Source organism: Taibaiella koreensis (genome assembly GCF_003545715.1).
Lineage (GTDB): Bacteria > Bacteroidota > Bacteroidia > Chitinophagales > Chitinophagaceae > Taibaiella > Taibaiella koreensis.
Genome location: NZ_QVNU01000011.1, coordinates 105,237 through 123,659, shown reverse-complemented (window position 1 = coordinate 123,659; position 18,423 = coordinate 105,237). Strand labels below are relative to the sequence as shown.

At 53.4% G+C, this 18,423-nt stretch carries 13 protein-coding genes; 9 read left to right on the top strand and 4 right to left on the bottom strand.

Annotated elements, in window-relative coordinates; translation table 11 throughout:
* The 6 genes from DZK30_RS24975 to DZK30_RS24950 form a co-directional block, all read left to right on the top strand.
* On the top strand, window positions 1-749 hold a 749-nt coding region (locus tag DZK30_RS24975), incomplete at its 5' end, for a hypothetical protein (protein WP_205529565.1).
* A 184-nt stretch (window positions 750-933) separates the two neighbouring features.
* Window positions 934-3,909 carry a hypothetical protein gene (locus DZK30_RS24970; RefSeq protein ID WP_118976930.1) on the top strand — a complete coding sequence of 992 codons (2,976 nt, stop codon included), beginning with the start codon at window positions 934-936 and terminating at the stop codon, window positions 3,907-3,909.
* A 37-nt stretch (window positions 3,910-3,946) separates the two neighbouring features.
* The gene (locus DZK30_RS24965; protein WP_118976929.1) at window positions 3,947-5,806 is read left to right on the top strand and encodes a T9SS type A sorting domain-containing protein; all 1,860 of its coding nucleotides are present in this window, start codon (window positions 3,947-3,949) and stop codon (window positions 5,804-5,806) included.
* Window positions 5,807-5,824: 18 nt separating this feature from the next.
* Window positions 5,825-10,675 carry a hypothetical protein gene (locus DZK30_RS24960; protein WP_118976928.1) on the top strand — a complete coding sequence of 1,617 codons (4,851 nt, stop codon included), beginning with the start codon at window positions 5,825-5,827 and terminating at the stop codon, window positions 10,673-10,675.
* 12 nt (window positions 10,676-10,687) lie between these two features.
* Complete coding sequence (locus DZK30_RS24955; RefSeq protein WP_118976927.1) at window positions 10,688-12,514, top strand: hypothetical protein; 1,827 nt, start codon at window positions 10,688-10,690, stop codon at window positions 12,512-12,514.
* Window positions 12,515-12,571: 57 nt separating this feature from the next.
* Entirely contained in the window at window positions 12,572-13,267 is a 696-nt protein-coding gene (locus DZK30_RS24950) for a glycosyltransferase family 2 protein (RefSeq protein WP_118976926.1), read from the top strand.
* On the opposite strand, the gene DZK30_RS24945 is transcribed toward DZK30_RS24950, so the two are convergent.
* Genes DZK30_RS24945 through DZK30_RS24935 form a run of 3 tightly spaced genes read right to left on the bottom strand, consistent with a single transcriptional unit; the run spans window position 13,234 to window position 15,351 of the window.
* Complete coding sequence (locus DZK30_RS24945) at window positions 13,234-13,929, bottom strand: glycosyltransferase family 32 protein (protein ID WP_118976925.1); 696 nt, start codon at window positions 13,927-13,929, stop codon at window positions 13,234-13,236. The genes DZK30_RS24950 and DZK30_RS24945 overlap by 34 nt on opposite strands.
* On the bottom strand, window positions 13,926-14,600 hold the full coding sequence (locus DZK30_RS24940; RefSeq protein ID WP_118976924.1) for a glycosyltransferase family 32 protein: 675 nt from the start codon (window positions 14,598-14,600) through the stop codon (window positions 13,926-13,928). Before DZK30_RS24940 ends, DZK30_RS24945 begins: the two co-directional genes overlap by 4 nt.
* Complete coding sequence (locus tag DZK30_RS24935) at window positions 14,569-15,351, bottom strand: glycosyltransferase family 2 protein (RefSeq protein WP_162903451.1); 783 nt, start codon at window positions 15,349-15,351, stop codon at window positions 14,569-14,571. Before DZK30_RS24935 ends, DZK30_RS24940 begins: the two co-directional genes overlap by 32 nt.
* A 185-nt stretch (window positions 15,352-15,536) precedes the next feature.
* On the opposite strand from DZK30_RS24935, the gene DZK30_RS24930 reads away from it, so the two are divergent.
* From DZK30_RS24930 to DZK30_RS24920, 3 genes are all read left to right on the top strand, one after another.
* Window positions 15,537-16,574 (top strand): bifunctional transcriptional activator/DNA repair enzyme AdaA, encoded by a 1,038-nt coding sequence (locus DZK30_RS24930; protein ID WP_118976922.1) that lies wholly within the window; start codon window positions 15,537-15,539, stop codon window positions 16,572-16,574.
* A gap of 366 nt (window positions 16,575-16,940) precedes the next feature.
* Window positions 16,941-17,411, top strand: a complete 471-nt coding sequence (locus DZK30_RS24925; RefSeq protein ID WP_118976921.1) for a carboxymuconolactone decarboxylase family protein — start codon at window positions 16,941-16,943, stop codon at window positions 17,409-17,411.
* 84 nt (window positions 17,412-17,495) lie between these two features.
* Window positions 17,496-17,834, top strand: a complete 339-nt coding sequence (locus tag DZK30_RS24920; RefSeq protein WP_118976920.1) for a YciI family protein — start codon at window positions 17,496-17,498, stop codon at window positions 17,832-17,834.
* Between the two features lie 68 nt (window positions 17,835-17,902).
* Here DZK30_RS24920 and DZK30_RS24915 read toward each other — a convergent pair whose 3' ends face one another.
* The gene (locus DZK30_RS24915; RefSeq protein WP_118976919.1) at window positions 17,903-18,256 is read right to left on the bottom strand and encodes a hypothetical protein; all 354 of its coding nucleotides are present in this window, start codon (window positions 18,254-18,256) and stop codon (window positions 17,903-17,905) included.
* Window positions 18,257-18,423: the final 167 nt, after the last annotated feature.

Below are 18,423 nucleotides of genomic sequence, written 5' to 3'. Positions count from 1 at the left end.
TAGACCAGAAGTTGAAGGATGCCCTGGGTAGCAACGACAACTGGGAAGCGCTGCTTCCCGACCGTAGCAACCAAATGGTAGCCTGGCGCGAAGAGACGGCCGGCAGCCTGTCGGTAGACCCCGGCGGCCGGCTCAGGATTAGCCAACGGCTGCTGCCATTGGGCATCGAGCTGCAGAAGTTCGGCAGCTCGGCCATCAGCGACAACAAACGATATGCGATCAGCGGTGTAACGGCCAATAACCTGATATTGGGCTACCAAACGGTACAGGATTACTTTGCGCGCAACGAGTACTTCTACATGAAGGACGAAGAGAAGCTGTCGCGGCCGAGCTATGAGCTGTTTGACAGCGGCCTGATCGCGGGCAGCGACGACATCGCCTCGGTGTATGCCGTGCACAAGGCCTGCGACTTTGAGCAGATCACGCTGGACTCGGGCTATCGCCGGCCGGAGCCACGCTTTGTGCTGGCATTGGGCATGTACAACCTGCAGCGTTTCGGAGGCTATATCGGCCGTTCGCAGCTGTCGTCGTTCAATAGTATCCCGGCAAGCAAAGGACCCAACCGGGTAAATGTATCGCTGGCCGATGAAGCCTTTGTGCTGGTGGACCGCAACAACCTGAACACGGTAGTGGGACAAAGCTTCAGCAACTCGGCCGATGCGGAACGTTACCTGGCAGGACAGCTGGCGACAGCACCGGCCACGGCGGCCAACTGGATCGTGGCCAACCGTTTTGAACTGGCGAACTAACAATAATATACAGGTAAAAGCCTGGAAAGTTACTGGCTTTTTCCTGTTGGCTCTTTATGGGCTTTCAGCCAAAAACAAGGAGCTTTACAATGAGGCAGCAGGCCGTTTAAAGTTTGTGTAAAACAGGGTTGCGGCCTTTTTGCAAAGAGCATCCATCCAATCACCATAAAAGCAGTATAGCTATATGTCAGGACATTATTCATTTCTGCCTTTTCTGCGCCAGGGCCTCAATACACGCATTACCGATGATGATGCCAGTCCTGGTCCCACACCGGGCCAGCGGGCCACCTTCGATCTGAAGATCACCCTGGCGACCACCAGCGTTGGCGGCGCCGCAGGTTCTACCGATACCACAAAGCAATTCGCGCTCAAAGGGCCTTCCGATATCATCAGCATCAACAGCAATGCGATCGTTAAAGTAAGTCCGGCCAATTGGGTGACCAATTTTGAGCCCAATTACCTGCCCTATATCGAGTTTTATGACGAAGATTTTTGCTGGCGCTATACACCGGCCAAGGAGCATAATGCCAATACCGGCCCCGGATACAAATACCAACTGCGACCCTGGATCACACTGGTTACTTTAAAAGATGATGAATTTGAATTGTTCACTGCGCCTAATGGCAAGCCGGCCTTTCGCACCAAGAAAATTGCCGGAACGATCTTTCCCGTCCAGAGCGAATTGTGGGCCACGGCGCACGTGCATGTGAACGACAATATCGGTGCGTCTGATACGGCTCCGATAGGCGACAATATAGGACCGGCCGTAACCAAGCTGAAAGGCATTCTGAATAATGATCCCGATCGCGCGGTATCCCGATTGCTGTCTACCAGGCGGCTGCAGCCCAATACCGGCTATACGGTCTTTCTGATACCGACATACGAAACCGGCAGGCGAACAGGCCTGGGGCAAGACCCTTTTGGCGCTCCGGTGCCCGACAGGCTGGCCGGCGCCTGGAAGAGCGATACAGTTGCCGGAGCCGAGTTTCCCATATACCACCAGTGGTATTTCAAGACCGGTGCTGCCGGCGATTTTGAGTCGCTCGTGCGCCTGTTGCAGCCAAGGATACTGGGCGCTGATGTGGGTAAGCGCGCCGTAGACCTGCAAAAGAGCAATAACCAGCAATTGGAGGCCGTAGCCCCGCCAACGCCTGTGATCAATTTGCAAGGTGTGGTCAAGCCGGTGAATGCCGTCAGCGACAACTGGAATACTACCGATACCAACCTGTATGCGAAAAAGATAAGGGATATTATCAATGAGCCGACCGAGATACTGAATGCCGGCGCCTATGGCGATCCCATTATCGCGCCGCCGATCTACGGTCGCTGGCATGCCGCCAAGGATAAGGTCGATGCCGTAAGTGGCACACCCGATTGGCTGCAGGAGGCCAACCTCGATCCCCGGTATCGCTTATTTGCCGGAGCGGGTGTAGAAACCGTGCGCCGGAACCAGGAACAGTATATGGATATTGCCTGGGCGCAGATAGGCGAGGTGCTGGAAGCCAATCGTAAGCTGAGGCAATTACAGATATCACGGCAGGCCAATCTGGCGCTGTACAACAAACACCTGAAATCGCTGAACCAGGAGCTCCTGGTCAATATCTCGGCCCCCATACACCAACGCATACGCAATAACCCGGAGACGGCTACGGTGTATAAGGATGTAGATAATAGCGCTATCCCGGTGACTATGCTTTCCGGAGCTTTCCGCCGGCTGACAAGGCCGGGCGGTCCCCTGGTAACAGGAATAGCGCTGACGACCAATACCCAGGTCACTACCACAGAGCTGATCTCCGGCGTCAATAACGGAACCGTATTACCGGCAACAGCGTACCAGGCGCCGCTGGGTCAGACGAATTATAGTGTCTGGAACGCCAGTCAGCTCACGCCTTCCTTTACCTTGTCGCTGCAACCCAATGCCGGTTTCCAGTTTGCCAATCCCGGTATCATCAGCAGCACACCTGTTCCCGGTCCTAATGCGCCTGCAACCCAGGTAATGGTCAATGCTATCGCTTCGCTGCATGGCGTGCTCCAGTCATTACCCCAGTATTCTTTCCAGGTCAATAGCGGTCTCGATATGAACGCTGCAGTTAATATCATCCTGAAGCGGACCGAGCCTTATAATAACGCCGTAGGGATAGCCAAAAGCACCATCAAGCTCAGTGCGGTTGATGGTAATCCCGTCAATGTACCCGACACCAATTTCATTATGGCCGCGCCGCGGATCAAGACCCCCATGTATGCCGAGCTGGCGGCCTTGTCGCCCGATTGGATCATGCCCGGGCTCAACGATATCGAGATGAACTCGATCAATATCCTGAAGACCGATCAGAAGTATATTGAAGCTTATATGCTGGGCCTGAACTACGAAATGGGCCGGGAGCTGCTATGGCGCGGTTATCCTACCGATCAGCGCGGTACCTGCTTCTCGTTCTTCTGGGGATACAACAGTTCGGTTACCAACCTCGTAGCTGTTGACCAGAAGCAGGTCGTCTTTGACCTGGAGCGGTACAGGGATATCGAAGATATACATCAATGGCGTTCACCGGCCGGTAATCCAACAGCCCCATTGACCCAACTGGGCGCCAATAACGCGCGTAAGGACATGACGGAAGCCACCGGACTGCTGATCCTGACCATAAGGGGAGAACTGCTGCGGAAGTACCCGGGAACGATGATCTACCTGCAGCAGGCGGCCTGGAAGACCGGTGTGCCTAACCCTCAAAATGAGCCCAGGGTGCCCGTGGCCAATACCGAGGTGCTGCCGATATTTACCGGGCATGTGGAGCCGGATATATACCTGCTCGGCTTTCCCAAAGATGCGGCGACCATAAGGGGCAAGGGCCTCGACGATCTTACAAAGCCCGGCTATTTTGTCGTATTCCAGGAGCGGGTGGGGGAGATCCGCTTCGGCGCCGATGAAGCCAGTGCGCCCATAACGGGAGGCATTCCCAATATCGCCGACTGGAACCATCTGAGCTGGGCCGAGATCAAGGCCGATCCGGCAGGTGAAGGTTTTGTGGAAACCGCCAGGAATTTTGATGCTAACGATAATCCCGACCTCATCAAATGGAACTGGAACGGGGCTACCATAGCCTATGCGCTGCAACAATCACCTGTGAAGCTGAACGTGCATGCCCAGGGACTTATCCCCGCTTAGGGCAAAATGACGACAACGAAAGATAAAGCAAGATGATATGAAACATGTAATTCCTGTACTGACGCTGGGCTTCTGCTTATTCATCATGACTGCTTATGCCCAGACGGGCGAGCCGGATCCAACCTTCGGTACAGCAGGTAAGTTTGCGACAACAATAGACTCGATCTCCTATATCACAGGAGGCGCGGGATTTGCCTTCCAATCAGACGGTAAACTGGTGGCCGGTGCCCGGAGACGGAACACCGGTACCAGTTTCGATATATTCGCCAGGCGGTTCCTGGCCGATGGCGGTGTGGACAACACTTTCGGTACTGCGGGTAACAGCAGCTTTGTACCCATTCCGGGAAATATGGAATCTTTACGTTGTATGGCCATACAGGCCGACGACAAGATCCTCCTGGGCGGGGGCAATACTACCGCTTCCAAACAAAGTTTTCTCATTGCCCGCTTAAAAGCAGATGGCGGTGTAGATTCTTCTTTTGGGGATAATGGCTATAAGATCGTACCCATAACCGTAGCCGGAGACGATTATGCTACCGTGATCAAAGTACTGAGTGATGGCAAAATACTGATCGGTGGCCGCGCCGGTACACTGACCGATGCACCCGCGCTGGTGCGGTTGAATGCCGATGGCTCGCTGGACAACACTTTCGGCACCGGCGGTATTTCCGTAACGGAAGACCTGGGATTTTTCTCTTATATCCTGGACATGCAGGTGCAGGCCGACGGTAAGATCGTAACCGATCTGGTACGGACCACCGGCACACCCAGGCCGTTCACCGTGCTCCGGTACAATGCAGATGGCAGTAAGGACAACAGTTTCGGGACCAGCGGACTGGCGACCATATCTTTTGCCAATCATGTTTACAGCAGCAATCTTGTGCTGCAGGCAGACAACAAGATCGTGATCGGCGGAAGCTATACCGACCCTTCCGTGTTTGGTAAGCAGCAGGCGGCCCTGGCCCGGCTGAACGCCGACGGTTCGCCCGACAATACCTTTGGTACCGGCGGAAAAGTGCTCACCGATATCGGGTTTAATGTAAGGGGCCTGCAACCTGTAATTCAAAGCAGTGACAATAAAATACTGGCTTTAGGTCTCGTTAATCAGACCAATCTCGGCAAGTCCGATTTCCTGATGCTGCGTTACCTGCCTAACGGCGCACCCGACAATGAATGGGGTGGCGACGGCGCGATAGAAGACAGTTTCGCTACCGATACCGAACACTTTACCGGCAATCTGTTCTACCGGCCCGATGGCAAGGTGTTCCTGGCAGGTGTCTACGATGGTGGTTCTGCCGGGCTTACCTATGCGGCCTGTATGGGGCGGTACGGCAGCTGCGCTATGACGATCACCACGCAACCTGCTAACGTCAGCATACCCGCGGGTAATACCGCTACATTTACGGTTGCCGGCTCGTCTCCTTCGGCTGTATACCAGTGGCAAGCCGAAGGCACATTGGGGTGGAACACCCTGAGCAACGGCGGACAATATGCAGGGGTAACGACAGCGACGCTAACGATTAGCCCGCTCACGGCGGCCAACAATGGCCAGCGGTTCCGGGTAGTGGGCATTACAGGTGTCTGTGCTGATACCTCTGATGTAGCATTGTTGACGGTAACGCCGTACTCCGGGATAGGAGAGATGGCGCTGGCCGGCGATGTGAGGCTCTATCCGAACCCGGTGGGTAGCGAGCTCGTCGTAGATGGGCTGCCTGGAAAGGTGCGGCTGGCGTCGGTTACCGTTACCGATATGCTGGGAAAAGTAGCAGGCGTGCTGCGGGGACATGAAGGATCGCAGCTCCGCTTCGATGCGGGCGCCTGGCCTTCAGGGATGTATTTCGTCCTGGTTACCGCCGTCGATGGCAGGTCACAAGTATTTAAGATCACCAAAAGATAAAGTAAACACGATATCACCATGGCAAAAGAATTTGATGCACTAGTGCAGCAGATCACCGATCTGCGTCTTCAAAAAACAGAGCTCAACGGCAATATATACCTGGAGAAACAGGGGCTGATAACAAACCAATACCTGCTCCTGGATGCGCTGAACCGGAACAGCAAAGGCGAAGAGTTTCAAAGAAACATCGAGCAGCATAAAGCAAAGATCAAAGATCTCAGCTTTAACTGGACAGAGCTGAATAGTAAGGAGCGGGATATGGTGGCAACCCTTCAGGAGTCGTTCGGAGGCTTCACCAACCTGGTGAACCAGATGAACGACCGGTACCCGATCCTCTTCTTTCCTGTCAGGATCGAAACCGCCTTCTCTACTGAACAGGCCCGTCAGCTTTGGGTGCGTATCTATCCCGACGATATTGCAGTTGATACCCATGAAGAAGCGCTCACGCAAAGCGAAATGGATGAAGCTATGCGTTACTGGCGCAGCTGGGTCGATAACCCGGCCAACCTGGACCGGGTACAGGCCTGGGACCTGCTTTGCCGCAGCTTCGGCGCAGAACGGGCGGCCTGGGTTGCCCTGCAGATGAAACCCGTTAATCTTGTCACGGCCAACCCTTCCGATCCGCTCGATTTTCCGGTGCTGACACCGAAGCAGGGTTCCTGGAGCAAGCAGCCTGTGACCAATATTATGCCCGATGCTTTCGTGATCTATGCTTATGCTAACGACGGCAGCCTGATCACCTACCAGACAGCGAACATTCCCGACGAATTGAAAATGGGTATCGACCCGACCATCGATCCCGATGATCCTTCAGCCGATCCCATGTCATTCGATCAGCAGAATATAGCCGGCAGGAAGAATGAGCTGGTGGCCAACCCGAATGTAGACTGGATGATCGATTTCGACGCCGCCATTGCCAACGGCCTGGGCGCGCGTATCGGCCTTACCGATAGCCAGTACAACAATGGCTTTTCGAAGATACTGGTGCTGGGCGTGAAGTCTTCGCTGAACGTTACCGAGTCGCAAAACAGGCTGCAGGCGCTTATCAACAATCACCACTATACCGATGGCTTCTCTTTGCTGAAGCAAGGCACCAGCACCAACAATACCGATACCGATTATGCCGGTTATAGCTTTGTGGAGTTCGGCAACAATACCACATTTGCTACAGAGCAGGGACAAGCGCTGTTCAACCCGGTATATGTTCAGCGGCAGAAGAAAGACGGCCAGGTGCTGTGTGAGGCCCTGGGCATCGACTTCGACGTGATGTACCATATTTTCCAAAGTAACGGGACCGACATCAGCAATGCCATGAATACCGGCAATCTCCTGTACCAGGTAAGTTTTGGCTATACGGCAAATGAGCTGATGCCCATATTCGGTACCCGTAGTTCTAATAACAACGAGCTGAAGCAATTTTTTTCCGATTATGTGCGCAGCCGGGGCGCTTTACCCTCCATACGTTCGGGAACGCAGCCTTATGGCATACTTCCCGCAAGCGTATACTCCCGCATCAACTGGGACACCGATCCTAATGCCGGTCTGTACCGGAGGATATTTGACTATACTGCGGCGTTGGACAGGCACTGGACCAATGCCGTCGCTTCGCTGGAACATGTGGGTTTCAGTGGCCTGGCACGTGCGGCAAGCCCGCCTTCTTCGTCACCCGTGCAGCAGCTATCCGATGTCCTGTCACAGCATGCCGTATCCACCGAGTATGTGCAAAGGGTGGGTGTGGGTGCAGGCTATATCTGGAACAATCTTGAATACGCGGCGCTGAAATACCCGGAACAACGGGAGCGCTGGAGCCAGGAGCAAATGAGCCGCATGGAAAGAACGATCTCGGAATCGGGGCTTCCCTTGCAGTATGATCACAAAAGTGTTCAGATCAATTACCTGGAAACCCAGTCGAATATGAGCTTAGCGCTCGTGGCCGACGATAATACACCGCCTGATGCGCCATTACCAAAAATAGGCAAGCGGAAGTACAATATGCTGGAAGTGTTGTACCGTGCTACTTTTGACCAATTAAGAGATGAGGATTTTTCGTCCCTTGGACTCAGCGATAAGGATAACGACCGTTTTCTGAAGAATAATATGCTGTACCGGTTTGTAAGGCAGTCGCTGATGCTTGAGTTCTATGAAGCCGCCTGTGAACTGCTGAGAATAGACGAAAGCCAGAGAGGAGAATCTGAATTTGTCAATATTGTCGAGTCGGCAAGCCCTCCCACTTTTCAAAGAGATGCAGAGGGCCAGGTAGGCCCCATGGGAGCGCTCACCTACGGTCCCAGCCGCCTGCAGCTGATGCAAACGCCTTACAAAGAGGTAACCATCAGTACCTATCTGAGCACCGCCAAGGGTGATAGAATACCGGAAATGAAAAACCTCGTAGAGGCCAAAGCTTCCTTGCTGCAACTGACAAGGGTTAATGTAAGAGACCTTAACCTGCTTACGGCCGAAATGGTCGATTCGGTATCTTACCGCTTCGATACCTGGCGGCTGGCGCTCGTCAACCAAAGGCTCAACGCGCTGCGTGGCATCCGGGATGGCAGCAGTGCCCGCAATATGGGTATTTACCTGGGAGCTTATGGCTGGGTAACCGATGTGCGCCGCACTACAGATCTGCAACCTGTACCGCCACCTACGCAGGATGGCCAGTTTGAGAGCGGCATTGTGCACGACCTCAGCAACAAAGGTTATATCCATGCCCCTTCGATCAACCAGGCCGTTACCGGCGCGGTGATGCTTAGCGGATATACCGACAGGGCAAACAGCAATATGGAAAACCCTTTATCCGTCAATCTTTCTTCAGAGCGTGTAAGAGCAGCGCTCGATATTATGGATGGGATAAGGAACGGGCAAAACCTTAGTGTGCTGCTCGGCTTTGAGCTGGAACGCCGGTTGCATACCTTCCATAATGCGCTTAATGTAAATCCGCTGATCCAGAACCTGAGGCGGTATTACCCGGTCGATGCCTTCGTAGTCGATCCCAATACGCAACCCGGTATTGTGGATAAGGTAAAAGCCAGGAATGTAATCAATGGCGCAAAGGTCATAGAGATATATAAGACAGACGGGAACATCAGTACCATAGCTGCAAACGGAGGTATCGGCAGTGGCGATCCGCTGTACAATCCGCTGCAAACTGAGATAGACTGGATATGGGACCTGATGGACGCTGTGGGCGATATTGCCATGGCGGAGGGCTTGTTTCATGTAGTGCAGGGCAACCCGGTAAAAGGGGGCGCCATCGCCGATGCCATATCCAAAGGCAACCTGGTGGCGGAGCCCGATGTGGTGAGCTCCCCCAAGTCGGGCCTCGAAGTAGGACAGCGTTTCACCATGCATTTCACGACTGCCGATGTGTCGGAGCTGTTCAATGACTGGGATGGTGGGGTCGACAGCCGCAGGAAAGACGCCGAGCCCTATATCAACAAATGGCTGTCGGGAATACTGCCTGCCCCTGGCAATATCATCTGTACGGTGACCGACCAGGACCATAACAGCCAGGTAGTGACGGCAGCGGAGCTTGCGCTGCAGCCTGCCGATCTTATGTACCTGGTAGGCGAGGAACTGGCTGACGACGATTCGATGCTTTCCCTTATCGTAAAAAAGTATGTCAGGAAAACCTACGGCTATACAAGGGCGACCACACTGACCATTAACTACGCACCGACCACCGGAGCCAGTAATATTTCCTTTACAGAAGTACTACCCGTATTGCTTTATGCCCGTAAAGTGATCACGGCTTCCCGTCCGCTGACTACCCACGATTACATGCTGCCGGGAGAAGCCCAGGAGACGCTGAGGCTGTATAATATTACCGAGATCAATACCCGGGCGACAACGGCCAGGTCGGTACTCATTACCGCAAAGAATGATCTGAATACGGCGCTTACAGGACCATTCAGCTTCACCGCGGTATCCGATGCGTTGTACGTGCTGAGTCGGTTTGGTTTTGAGCAAACGGTATATGAGTTTATCAACGATACCGATGCGGAAGCTGAGGAAACACTAAAAGCCTGGGGCGCCTCTGTGCTCGCACAGGCACAGGCACGGATCACGGCCAGCAATTTCACCATTCCGGTGCCGGGGCCCGCCGATGATCCTGTTCCCTTTGTCAATGGGGCGATTGATAGTCTGAAAGCTATATTTGGCGGATCCTTTGCCGTATTGCCCCTGTTCAGCATCCGGCCCCAGGAGCAGGCCTATTTTGTCCCGATGCTCAACGGTAGCAGCTCCCTGCTGCAGGACAATGGCAATCAAAGCAATGAACTGCTGATGGATGAATGGCTGGGTAGCATCGCCAAGGTGCGTAAGAATGCTGCCGATTACGAAATGCTCTCTATCCTGGCAGGTGCAGTGCAATTTACCGCTTTTGCCTCAAGACCCTTCCTGCCGCTGCAGATCCCTTATGCCGGCGATAGCACCGAACGCTGGCTTGGCGCCGCCGTGAATGCCGGCAATACCGCCGCGCTCAAGGAAGGCAGGATCGCTATTGGCGCCTCGCTGCCGGCCAGCTATGAGCTGACCGGTGACCAGGCCGGTATCCTGGTCGACGAATGGATCGATGTGATCCCTGCCAGGGAACAGACCTCCGGCATTAGCTTCCATCATAATCAGCCAAATGCAAAAGCACCGCAATGCCTGCTGCTGGGACTCACCCCGCAGATCACCGGCAACTGGCGTTGGGACGACCTGGTGGATATGTTGAATGAAACATTGGAGCTGGCCAAAAAGCGTGCCGTCGACTACGAGCAAATATCTTCCAGCGTAGTAGGACAGCTGCCGGGTATGATCATGCCCTTTGCCCAATCGGGCAATCTGATAGGTCTTTCCGCAGCACATATCTTATCTGTCAATCCTTAATATCACCATTGTATGCCCAGAATTGATATATTTCAGTCCGACATCGTCGCGTATACCCGCATTGAGCCGAGAGTAATAGCACGCGACTACAAACCTACGGTAAAGGCCCAGGTCCATGACGCCTTGTGGATGCTTACCCAGCAATGGCGTGTAAAGGAATTTAAAGGCGAAGATGCCGGTACCCTTGTCAAAGCCAGGATACAGACCCAATCCAATAAGATCAACCGCTTCCAGAGCCGGAAAGGACCAGTAGAGGCCTTCGACGAGAATGTGCCTGTAGAAGCAAAAGTGGAAAGGCTGCCGCTGAAGCCCGATCTGGCCCTGCAGCTGGAGCTCGGCAATATATGGTTCAAATTGGTGGCCAAAGCTTATCCGGCGCAGGCATCGGTATTGTTTGCCACTTTTATAGAAGCCTTTCCTATAGCATCGCTTACACCAACGTCGGACGCGGAGAAGAACAGCAACCTGGAAGCGGTGAAGATCAGGAACCTGGTGACCACAAGGGTCATGGATGGCTTTGCGTTATACCAGCATATCAAGAATGGCGGCAATGCCACCGATTATGCGCCGGGTTATCCCGATCTGGATGTGAAGCAGGTCCGTTTCCTGCAATGGCTGAAGAACACTTATTATCTTCCTGCTGACGAAGCCGATATTTCCTGGTCTGAACAGCAGCTGGAATACCAATGCGCCGTGTCGGCGCCTGTAACAGGCAATCCCGGCGCTTTGCAGCATGTGCTGCAGGCCGATAAATACAAGCGCGGTACGGTCGACTGGTATTCCTTCGACCTGAACAAGGATACCAATGAGCGACTTAATGAAACCGGAACGCCCATTGACAATGGCGTTGCCGTACTAAATCCGGAGACCTTCTCTTATATACCGCATACCATTGAGTTTAAGGGAATGCCCAAGGGCCGTTGGTGGGAGTTTGAAGACAAGAACAACGATCTGTCGAAGATGCTGACCCAAAAACAGGACGTATCCAAAATGGTCATTATGGAGTTTGGGTTGATCTATGCAAATGACTGGTTCCTGATCCCGCATGTGGTGCCCGACGGCACCGTCAATACCGTTAATGGCCTGGTGACCACCGATGTATTTGGCCGGCATTTCCTCATCAACAGATCGGGATCGGGCCAGGACGAGCAGTGGCAGCGCTGGGATATGTATAACATCAGCCGGCAGGGCACCGCTAACGTGAGCACCTTTGGCAAATTGCTGATGGTACCCTCGGTGAAAAACCGCATGGAAGGCGAACCTCTGGAACGTGTTCTTTTCTTGCGCGATGAGATGGCCAATATGGTATGGGGTGTGGAAGAAGTGGTGCCCAACGAACTGGCAGGCGGTATGGACGGAAAGAATGCCAACAACGAGCTGCAGAAGTACCTGGTCGAACAGGCCGGTCCGCCTTCGCCACCGCCCGGCTATACACCCAACGATGCGCTTCACCGCTTCCGGCTTTCCAACGCAGTCCCCGAAAACTGGATACCCTTTATCCCGAAGCAGGTGCCCGATCCCGGCAGTTACCAGGGACGCGAAGTGTTGCTGCAGAGGGCGGCCATGCTGCGCTATATCGACAATAACTACACGACGCAGATCATCAGGCCCAGGACCGATATCCTGTCTGTGGGCATCGCCGAAGGTAAATCCTATCTTATTCACGAAGAGGTACTGGGAAGGCAGGGCTTCGTGGTGAGCACCAATTTCCAGCGGACCCGCTGGTACGATGGCGCGACCTTTACCTGGACGGGCCGGAAAGTGCTCGCCGGAAAAGGCGAAGGCAACAGCGGCCTTAAGTTCGATATACTCGCGGATAAGGAGCCGGATACACCCTGATGCGAGAACCGTATCAGACAGACCTGTTGCACTTTTTTTGAACAGAAATCTTTAGCTATGCTGGTATCCTGCATCATGCCCACCACGAGCGCCAGGGCAGCATTTGTGCCGCTGGCAGTGCGCAACTTTCTCGCACAGGACTACCCGCAGACCGAACTGGTGATCTTTGACGATAGCGACGGCAGGGTGGGCGCCGCTTTGCATGGCGATGCCCGTATACGGTATATCCGGCATCCGCAGGCATGCACCTCGCTCGGTGAGAAACGGAACCTGGCCTGCGCTGCGGCGCGGGGAGAATTAATCCTGCACTGGGACGATGACGACTGGTACGCTCCCGGCTGGATCAGTAGCCAGGTACACACACTGGAACAAAGCGGCGCTGTCATCTGCGGATTGAGCAGCCTGCTATTCATAAGGCCCCTGTCGCAGCAGTGCTGGCAATACACCTATCCGGCCGGTGGTATGCCATGGGTGGCAGGCGCCACGCTGGCTTACCGGAAGCAATACTGGGAGCGGCATCCTTTTCCGCAGCGCAACAGCGGCGAAGACAATCACTTTGTATGGTCATCGGGAATGCCGGTAGCGGTCAACGAATCCGGGGCTGGCTTTGCGGCTTTTATCCATCCGGGCAATACCAGCAGGAAACACATCAATGATCTCTTATGGCAGGAGCTTCCCTTCTCTGATGCGCGATCGGTATTGGGCCACCAGCTGGCGTTCTATTCTGCTGCCTGCCACCAGGAGCCCCAGTAGTGATGAATGGCATAGGCCTTTTCTCTGATACGCGGGTCGCTACGGTGCGCAGCATCAATGGTGCCGGTTACCGGGTTCTTATGCAGGGGATAGAGCAGCTGATGATCAACGATACGTATCTCTTCCTTTGCAGGAAAACGCTCATAGGCCCTGCTAAGCATGAACGGCCCCGCACAGTCCAATACGGCGTTAAAGCCCCTTTCCCGCGAATAACGATAATAGTCGTTGGTTTTTATTATTCCGCAAAGATATTGGAGGAAGCCCGAACCAGGCGCTCCGGCCATAAAGGCGTTGCTGATGATATAAGCTTTGTGATGTGCTATGGCATGCGCGGCGGGCTCCAGTCCTGCCACAAATAGGGTATCCTTCAGTAATGGTGATATGGGGCGTAAACATTCAAAATCGAGGTCAATAAACAGGCCGCCCTGTTGCAGCAGGATAAAATAGCGCACGGCATCCACCCGCTGTATTGCCGTAGGATAGCGCTCGTATACCGGCAGGAATTCGGGATAATGCGTGGCGATGAAGCGGTCATTCATCTCATCCGTCCACAGGGTATATGCCCAGTCGGGATGAAGGCTTTTCCACGATTGTACGTAATGCTCCAGGTGCTCCGGTATCTGCTCGTCTTTCCAGGTTTGGTGCAGGTGTAAGGGTATCATAGCAGGGATTGTATTGATTGCCAGCGCCAGCTGCCAAGATGCAGGTGTGCCGCAAAGTCTCCGAAGTGGCAGGAAGGTTGCGGGCAGCAGTTCCGGATGCAGCGCCGCCCCGGATTACGTACCAGGTGGATATCCGGATATCCGGCGCTTTGTTCATGATAAAAATTGGTCAGCGCCCCGGGCCCTGTTGTTTCCAGCACATCGTTTTCCGTAGCGATCGGGCGCCGGGCCAGCAACTGCATGGTATCCAGGAAGGCATTCAGGAAAGGATGACCGGCCTGGCTGCCCATCAGGTAATTGCCGATCCGTAAGGCATAGTGATGATGGGGTAGTCGCATCTCTGCAGCAGTAAGCGTTTTTTCCTCGCCCAGCACCAGCGCATGTTCCCGTAAAGTTTCCAGCGATCGGAAGCAATGGATATCGGTGTCGAGATAGAAGCCACCCCTGGCATACAAGATCAATATCCGGAACATATCGCTGCGTTGAATAGCCGTGGACAGGCTCTGGTAGGCCGATAGTCGGTCGCTGTGCTGCCGGCTTACCCATGCCATCATGTCCGCATCGTCATACCGTACAATGTCCCATCCCGGATGCAGTGCCTGTACCCTGTCGAGATAAGGAGAATCTTTTTCCTTGTCTTTACAAAGCAGGTGTATCAGCCGGGGTATCATAAAGGCAGTTATAAGCGTATTGATGTTGAAAATATTGCTCCAGCCGGTCCAGGGCAGGTGAAACCGGGCCGGTTGCTGAGGTCAGATCGCTTACTGCCTCCGCTGCAGATTTCGGTAGACGCAAGCTATGGGGCAAAAAGCTTTTGAAATGCGCGTATTCCCAGGTATTCCTCCCATGGAACCGGTAAATATACAACGGTGTAATGGCGGTATCAATGTACAGCAATTGCTCCCGGTACAGCGCCGTTACCACCGGCGTATCTTCTCCTCTGCTCAGCGATGGATAAGGGTATCGCAGGACCGTTTCTTTATGGCAAAGCAAGTTACCTTCCCACAAGCGATAGCAGGATAGATAAGCAGCCGGTTCTATAGCATCGAAAATTATGATCCTGCCGAGCAAGGTAGCCGGTCGGCGATGCTTCAGGAGCAGGTAGTACTGATAGCGGAGCCGTTGCGGATGGTACCAGTCGTCGTCGTCCCACTGGCAGATATAAACTCCGTTGGCTACGCGGATAGCATGATTACGCAGCTGGCCCAGGCTGCCGTCCTCCCTGGTTACTTTGATCGTGTTGAGTAATCCCGAACGCAGCTGCAGGCTGGCAATGTATTGCGCCGTAGCTCCATCGCCGGCTTCCCATAGGAGCACCAGCTCTTTGTGCGGATACGTCTGAGCCTCGAAGCAGGATACGGCTTGCTGTAGCAGATCGGGACGATTGCGGGTAATACAAATGCAGGAGATCAGGGGAAGCATGAATGCACGGTATACAAGGGTTTGCTCTAAGTTACAGCTTTCTGATATTTCGTACAAGATCTTTCTATCGAAACATGCCGGCATGTAAGGGATGACATTCTGTTTTCCTGTTAAAAAAATACCTGTTCCGTTTTCGGTAGCCAGCCAGCGTTGCAGGTAGGTATCTTTGCGTCAAAATCATAGCAATGCTTACCGATGATATAATGTATGAGGCGATCCTGGCGAAAGATATAGCTTACGAGGGCAGCTTTGTTACCGCGGTGAAGACCACTGGTATTTTTTGCCGGCCCACCTGTACTGCCCGTAAGCCCAAACGGGAGAATGTGGTGTTCTATAAGACCATAAAAGAGGCCTTGACACACGGCTACCGCCCCTGTAAAGTCTGCCGCCCCCTGGAGCAGATCGGGGAGGTGCCGGCAGGTATCGCTGCGGTGTTGCAAGCCGTGCAGGCCGATCCTTCCCGTAAGCTTAAAGATGAAGACCTGCGGCATATGGGCGTAGAACCGAGCCTCATCCGGCGCTGGTTCCTCAGGCACCATAGCATCACCTTTCAGGCTTACCAGCGGATGTACCGCATCAATACCGCCTTTCATAAAATACAAGAAGGCGCGGGGGTAACCAGCGCGGCCTTCGACGCAGGCTTCGAATCACTAAGCGGCTTTACCCAGTCTTTTAAATCCGTTTTTGGCGTATCGCCCGGAAAGAGCAAAGTGGCCGGCATCATTCAGCTTAGCCGCCTGGAAACGCCATTGGGACCTATGATCGCTTGTGCTGTTAGCGAAGGTATTTGTCTGCTGGAGTTTGCCGATCGTAAGATGTTGGAGACCGAGCTGAAAGATATCAGCCGCTTGCTCCGGGCCACGATCGTCCCTGGCGACAGCCCACATTTCGATATCCTGCGTAAGGAGCTGAAGGCCTATTTTGAAGGTAAGCTCAAAGTGTTTACCGTAGCGCTATCTATGCCGGGAACGGTTTTTCAGCAGAAAATATGGCATGCCCTGCGTGAGGTGCCCTACGGCCATACTTCCACTTACAAACGACAAGCCGGCGTACTCGGTATTACCAGTAGTATAAGAGCGGTAGCACATGCTAACGGCATGAACCGCATCAGCATTATTGTGCCCTGTCATCGTGTGTTGGGCAGCGATGGCAGCCTTACCGGTTATGGCGGTGGCCTGCATCGCAAGCAATGGTTGCTGGAGCACGAACGTAATCATTCCTGATATTCCTTCTCTTGGGTATTTGCTCACCAAGCGGGAAGCAACCCAAACGGATTTTATAAATCATGTGTCGCTGGCGCACGCGCCCTCGCGTGTGCCCGTTACGTTTTCTCATAAGCCTAGCGCACCAATCTTTCTCACCAAGGCACAATGGCCCAAAGGAGTAACTATTACAGAATCTTTGTGAGCCACGAATCTTCATCCATGTGCTATACCGTCCCAAAGGCTACATAGCAGGCGAAGGGTTATCGACGCTTGTAAACATCTGCCGTGCCTGCAAAAAAAAAGTTTCGTGACACTGTCCAATCGATGAACATTCGTTTGTCAATAGATAAAGACAAACAGTGTTAATCTTTTAAAACAAAATAAATGAGACAGAGGATCAATGCCCTGGAAAAAGGGCCCGGCGCTATGAAAGCGTTGTTTGGTTTAGGTAATTATCTGGCAAAATCATCATTGGATCAGGAAATGCTCGACCTGATCTGCTTCAGGGTATCGCAGATCAACGGCTGTGCTTTCTGCCTCGATATGCATGCCAAAGACCTGAGGGCCAAGGGAGAAAGCGAACAAAGATTGTACCTGCTCAATGCCTGGCGGGAAGCCCCCTTCTACAGTGAAAGAGAGCAGGCTGCGCTGGCCTGGGCCGAGGCTGTGACCCGGATCACGGGCGGCGACGTACCCGATGATGTATATCTTATGGTCAGGAAGCAATTTTCAGAGGAGGAGCTGGTCGATTTGACCATCGCGGTAACCACTATCAATACCTACAACCGCATCAATATTGCTTTCCGCGTGCAGGCCGGCAGCTATGTACCCGGGCAGTTTGCTTCGGCCCAATAACAACTGCGGCTCATCCGTATATCCTTACACGAGATAGGGGTGGGCTGTTTTAACCATTTCAATCACTCCAAAAAATTAAAGATCATGCAGGAATTTCTTTTGATATTCAGAAGCGCTGTGGCGCAACCTACACAACAGTTTTCCCCGGAACAATACCAGACGATCGCTCAGCAATGGCAGGATTGGGTAGGCAGCCTGGCCGCTCAGAATAAACTTGTCAGCACCGGTAAGCGGCTGGGCGAGGGTAAGGTAGTGAGAGCAGACCATTCGATAACTGAGGGCTCTTATGCCGAAGTAAAGGAAGTATTGAACGGATACCTCTTTTTGTCAGCGGCCGATACAAACGAAGCTGCGGAGCTGGCAAAAGGTTGTCCGGTGCTGTCCGTCGGCGGTAATGTAGAAGTAAGGCCGGTAATCGCCTGAGATAAGGCCTGGTAAACCAGATAGCCTGCGGTGTAGTATCGCAGGCTATCATGCATGGGTAAGGTTTTTTAGCAAGGTGAAAGGACAGTTATCGTAGACAGGGAAGGTACCCTTATTTCGATGGTGGTGATCTGGGCCCCCATACCGGAGGTGCCTACCGGAACACTGCTGCCGGATGGAAGTGTGGTCCAGCTACCGACCGTAACGGTGCCATTTCGATAAGTGGTGGTAATGCGATACTCGGTCAGGAGCAGGGCAGGCGGGGCGCTGCCACCTACCAGTTGCCTGTTGATGTATACATTCCAGGAATCGGAAGTGGTTTGCACGGTGGCTTTACAATATTCGTAATGGCCGAAGGCATTGGCCTTATGGGCCAGGAACAGGAAGCAGAGCGGCAGGAGCGCGGAGAACAGTTTTTTCATAAGTATTAATGAATGTTTGGATGAATAATAAGGCTAAATTATAGGCCACCGTCATGCTGTGCAAGCGATAATGAGTAAGTGTAGGCGATGGGACGGTAAGTGTTTCTATATGTCTTTTTTCGCGGCCTAAGTTGTATTGATCTTACCAGGCAATCTTCTTTGCTCCG

Coding starts and splice junctions, on each gene's coding strand:
- DZK30_RS24970 (WP_118976930.1), top strand. CDS start 934: ATGTCAGGACATTATTCATTTCTGCCTTTTCTGCGCCAGGGCCTCAAT.
- DZK30_RS24965 (WP_118976929.1), top strand. CDS start 3,947: ATGAAACATGTAATTCCTGTACTGACGCTGGGCTTCTGCTTATTCATC.
- DZK30_RS24960 (WP_118976928.1), top strand. CDS start 5,825: ATGGCAAAAGAATTTGATGCACTAGTGCAGCAGATCACCGATCTGCGT.
- DZK30_RS24955 (WP_118976927.1), top strand. CDS start 10,688: ATGCCCAGAATTGATATATTTCAGTCCGACATCGTCGCGTATACCCGC.
- DZK30_RS24950 (WP_118976926.1), top strand. CDS start 12,572: ATGCTGGTATCCTGCATCATGCCCACCACGAGCGCCAGGGCAGCATTT.
- DZK30_RS24945 (WP_118976925.1), bottom strand. CDS start 13,929: ATGATACCCTTACACCTGCACCAAACCTGGAAAGACGAGCAGATACCG.
- DZK30_RS24940 (WP_118976924.1), bottom strand. CDS start 14,600: ATGATACCCCGGCTGATACACCTGCTTTGTAAAGACAAGGAAAAAGAT.
- DZK30_RS24935 (WP_162903451.1), bottom strand. CDS start 15,351: ATGCTTCCCCTGATCTCCTGCATTTGTATTACCCGCAATCGTCCCGAT.
- DZK30_RS24930 (WP_118976922.1), top strand. CDS start 15,537: ATGCTTACCGATGATATAATGTATGAGGCGATCCTGGCGAAAGATATA.
- DZK30_RS24925 (WP_118976921.1), top strand. CDS start 16,941: ATGAGACAGAGGATCAATGCCCTGGAAAAAGGGCCCGGCGCTATGAAA.
- DZK30_RS24920 (WP_118976920.1), top strand. CDS start 17,496: ATGCAGGAATTTCTTTTGATATTCAGAAGCGCTGTGGCGCAACCTACA.
- DZK30_RS24915 (WP_118976919.1), bottom strand. CDS start 18,256: ATGAAAAAACTGTTCTCCGCGCTCCTGCCGCTCTGCTTCCTGTTCCTG.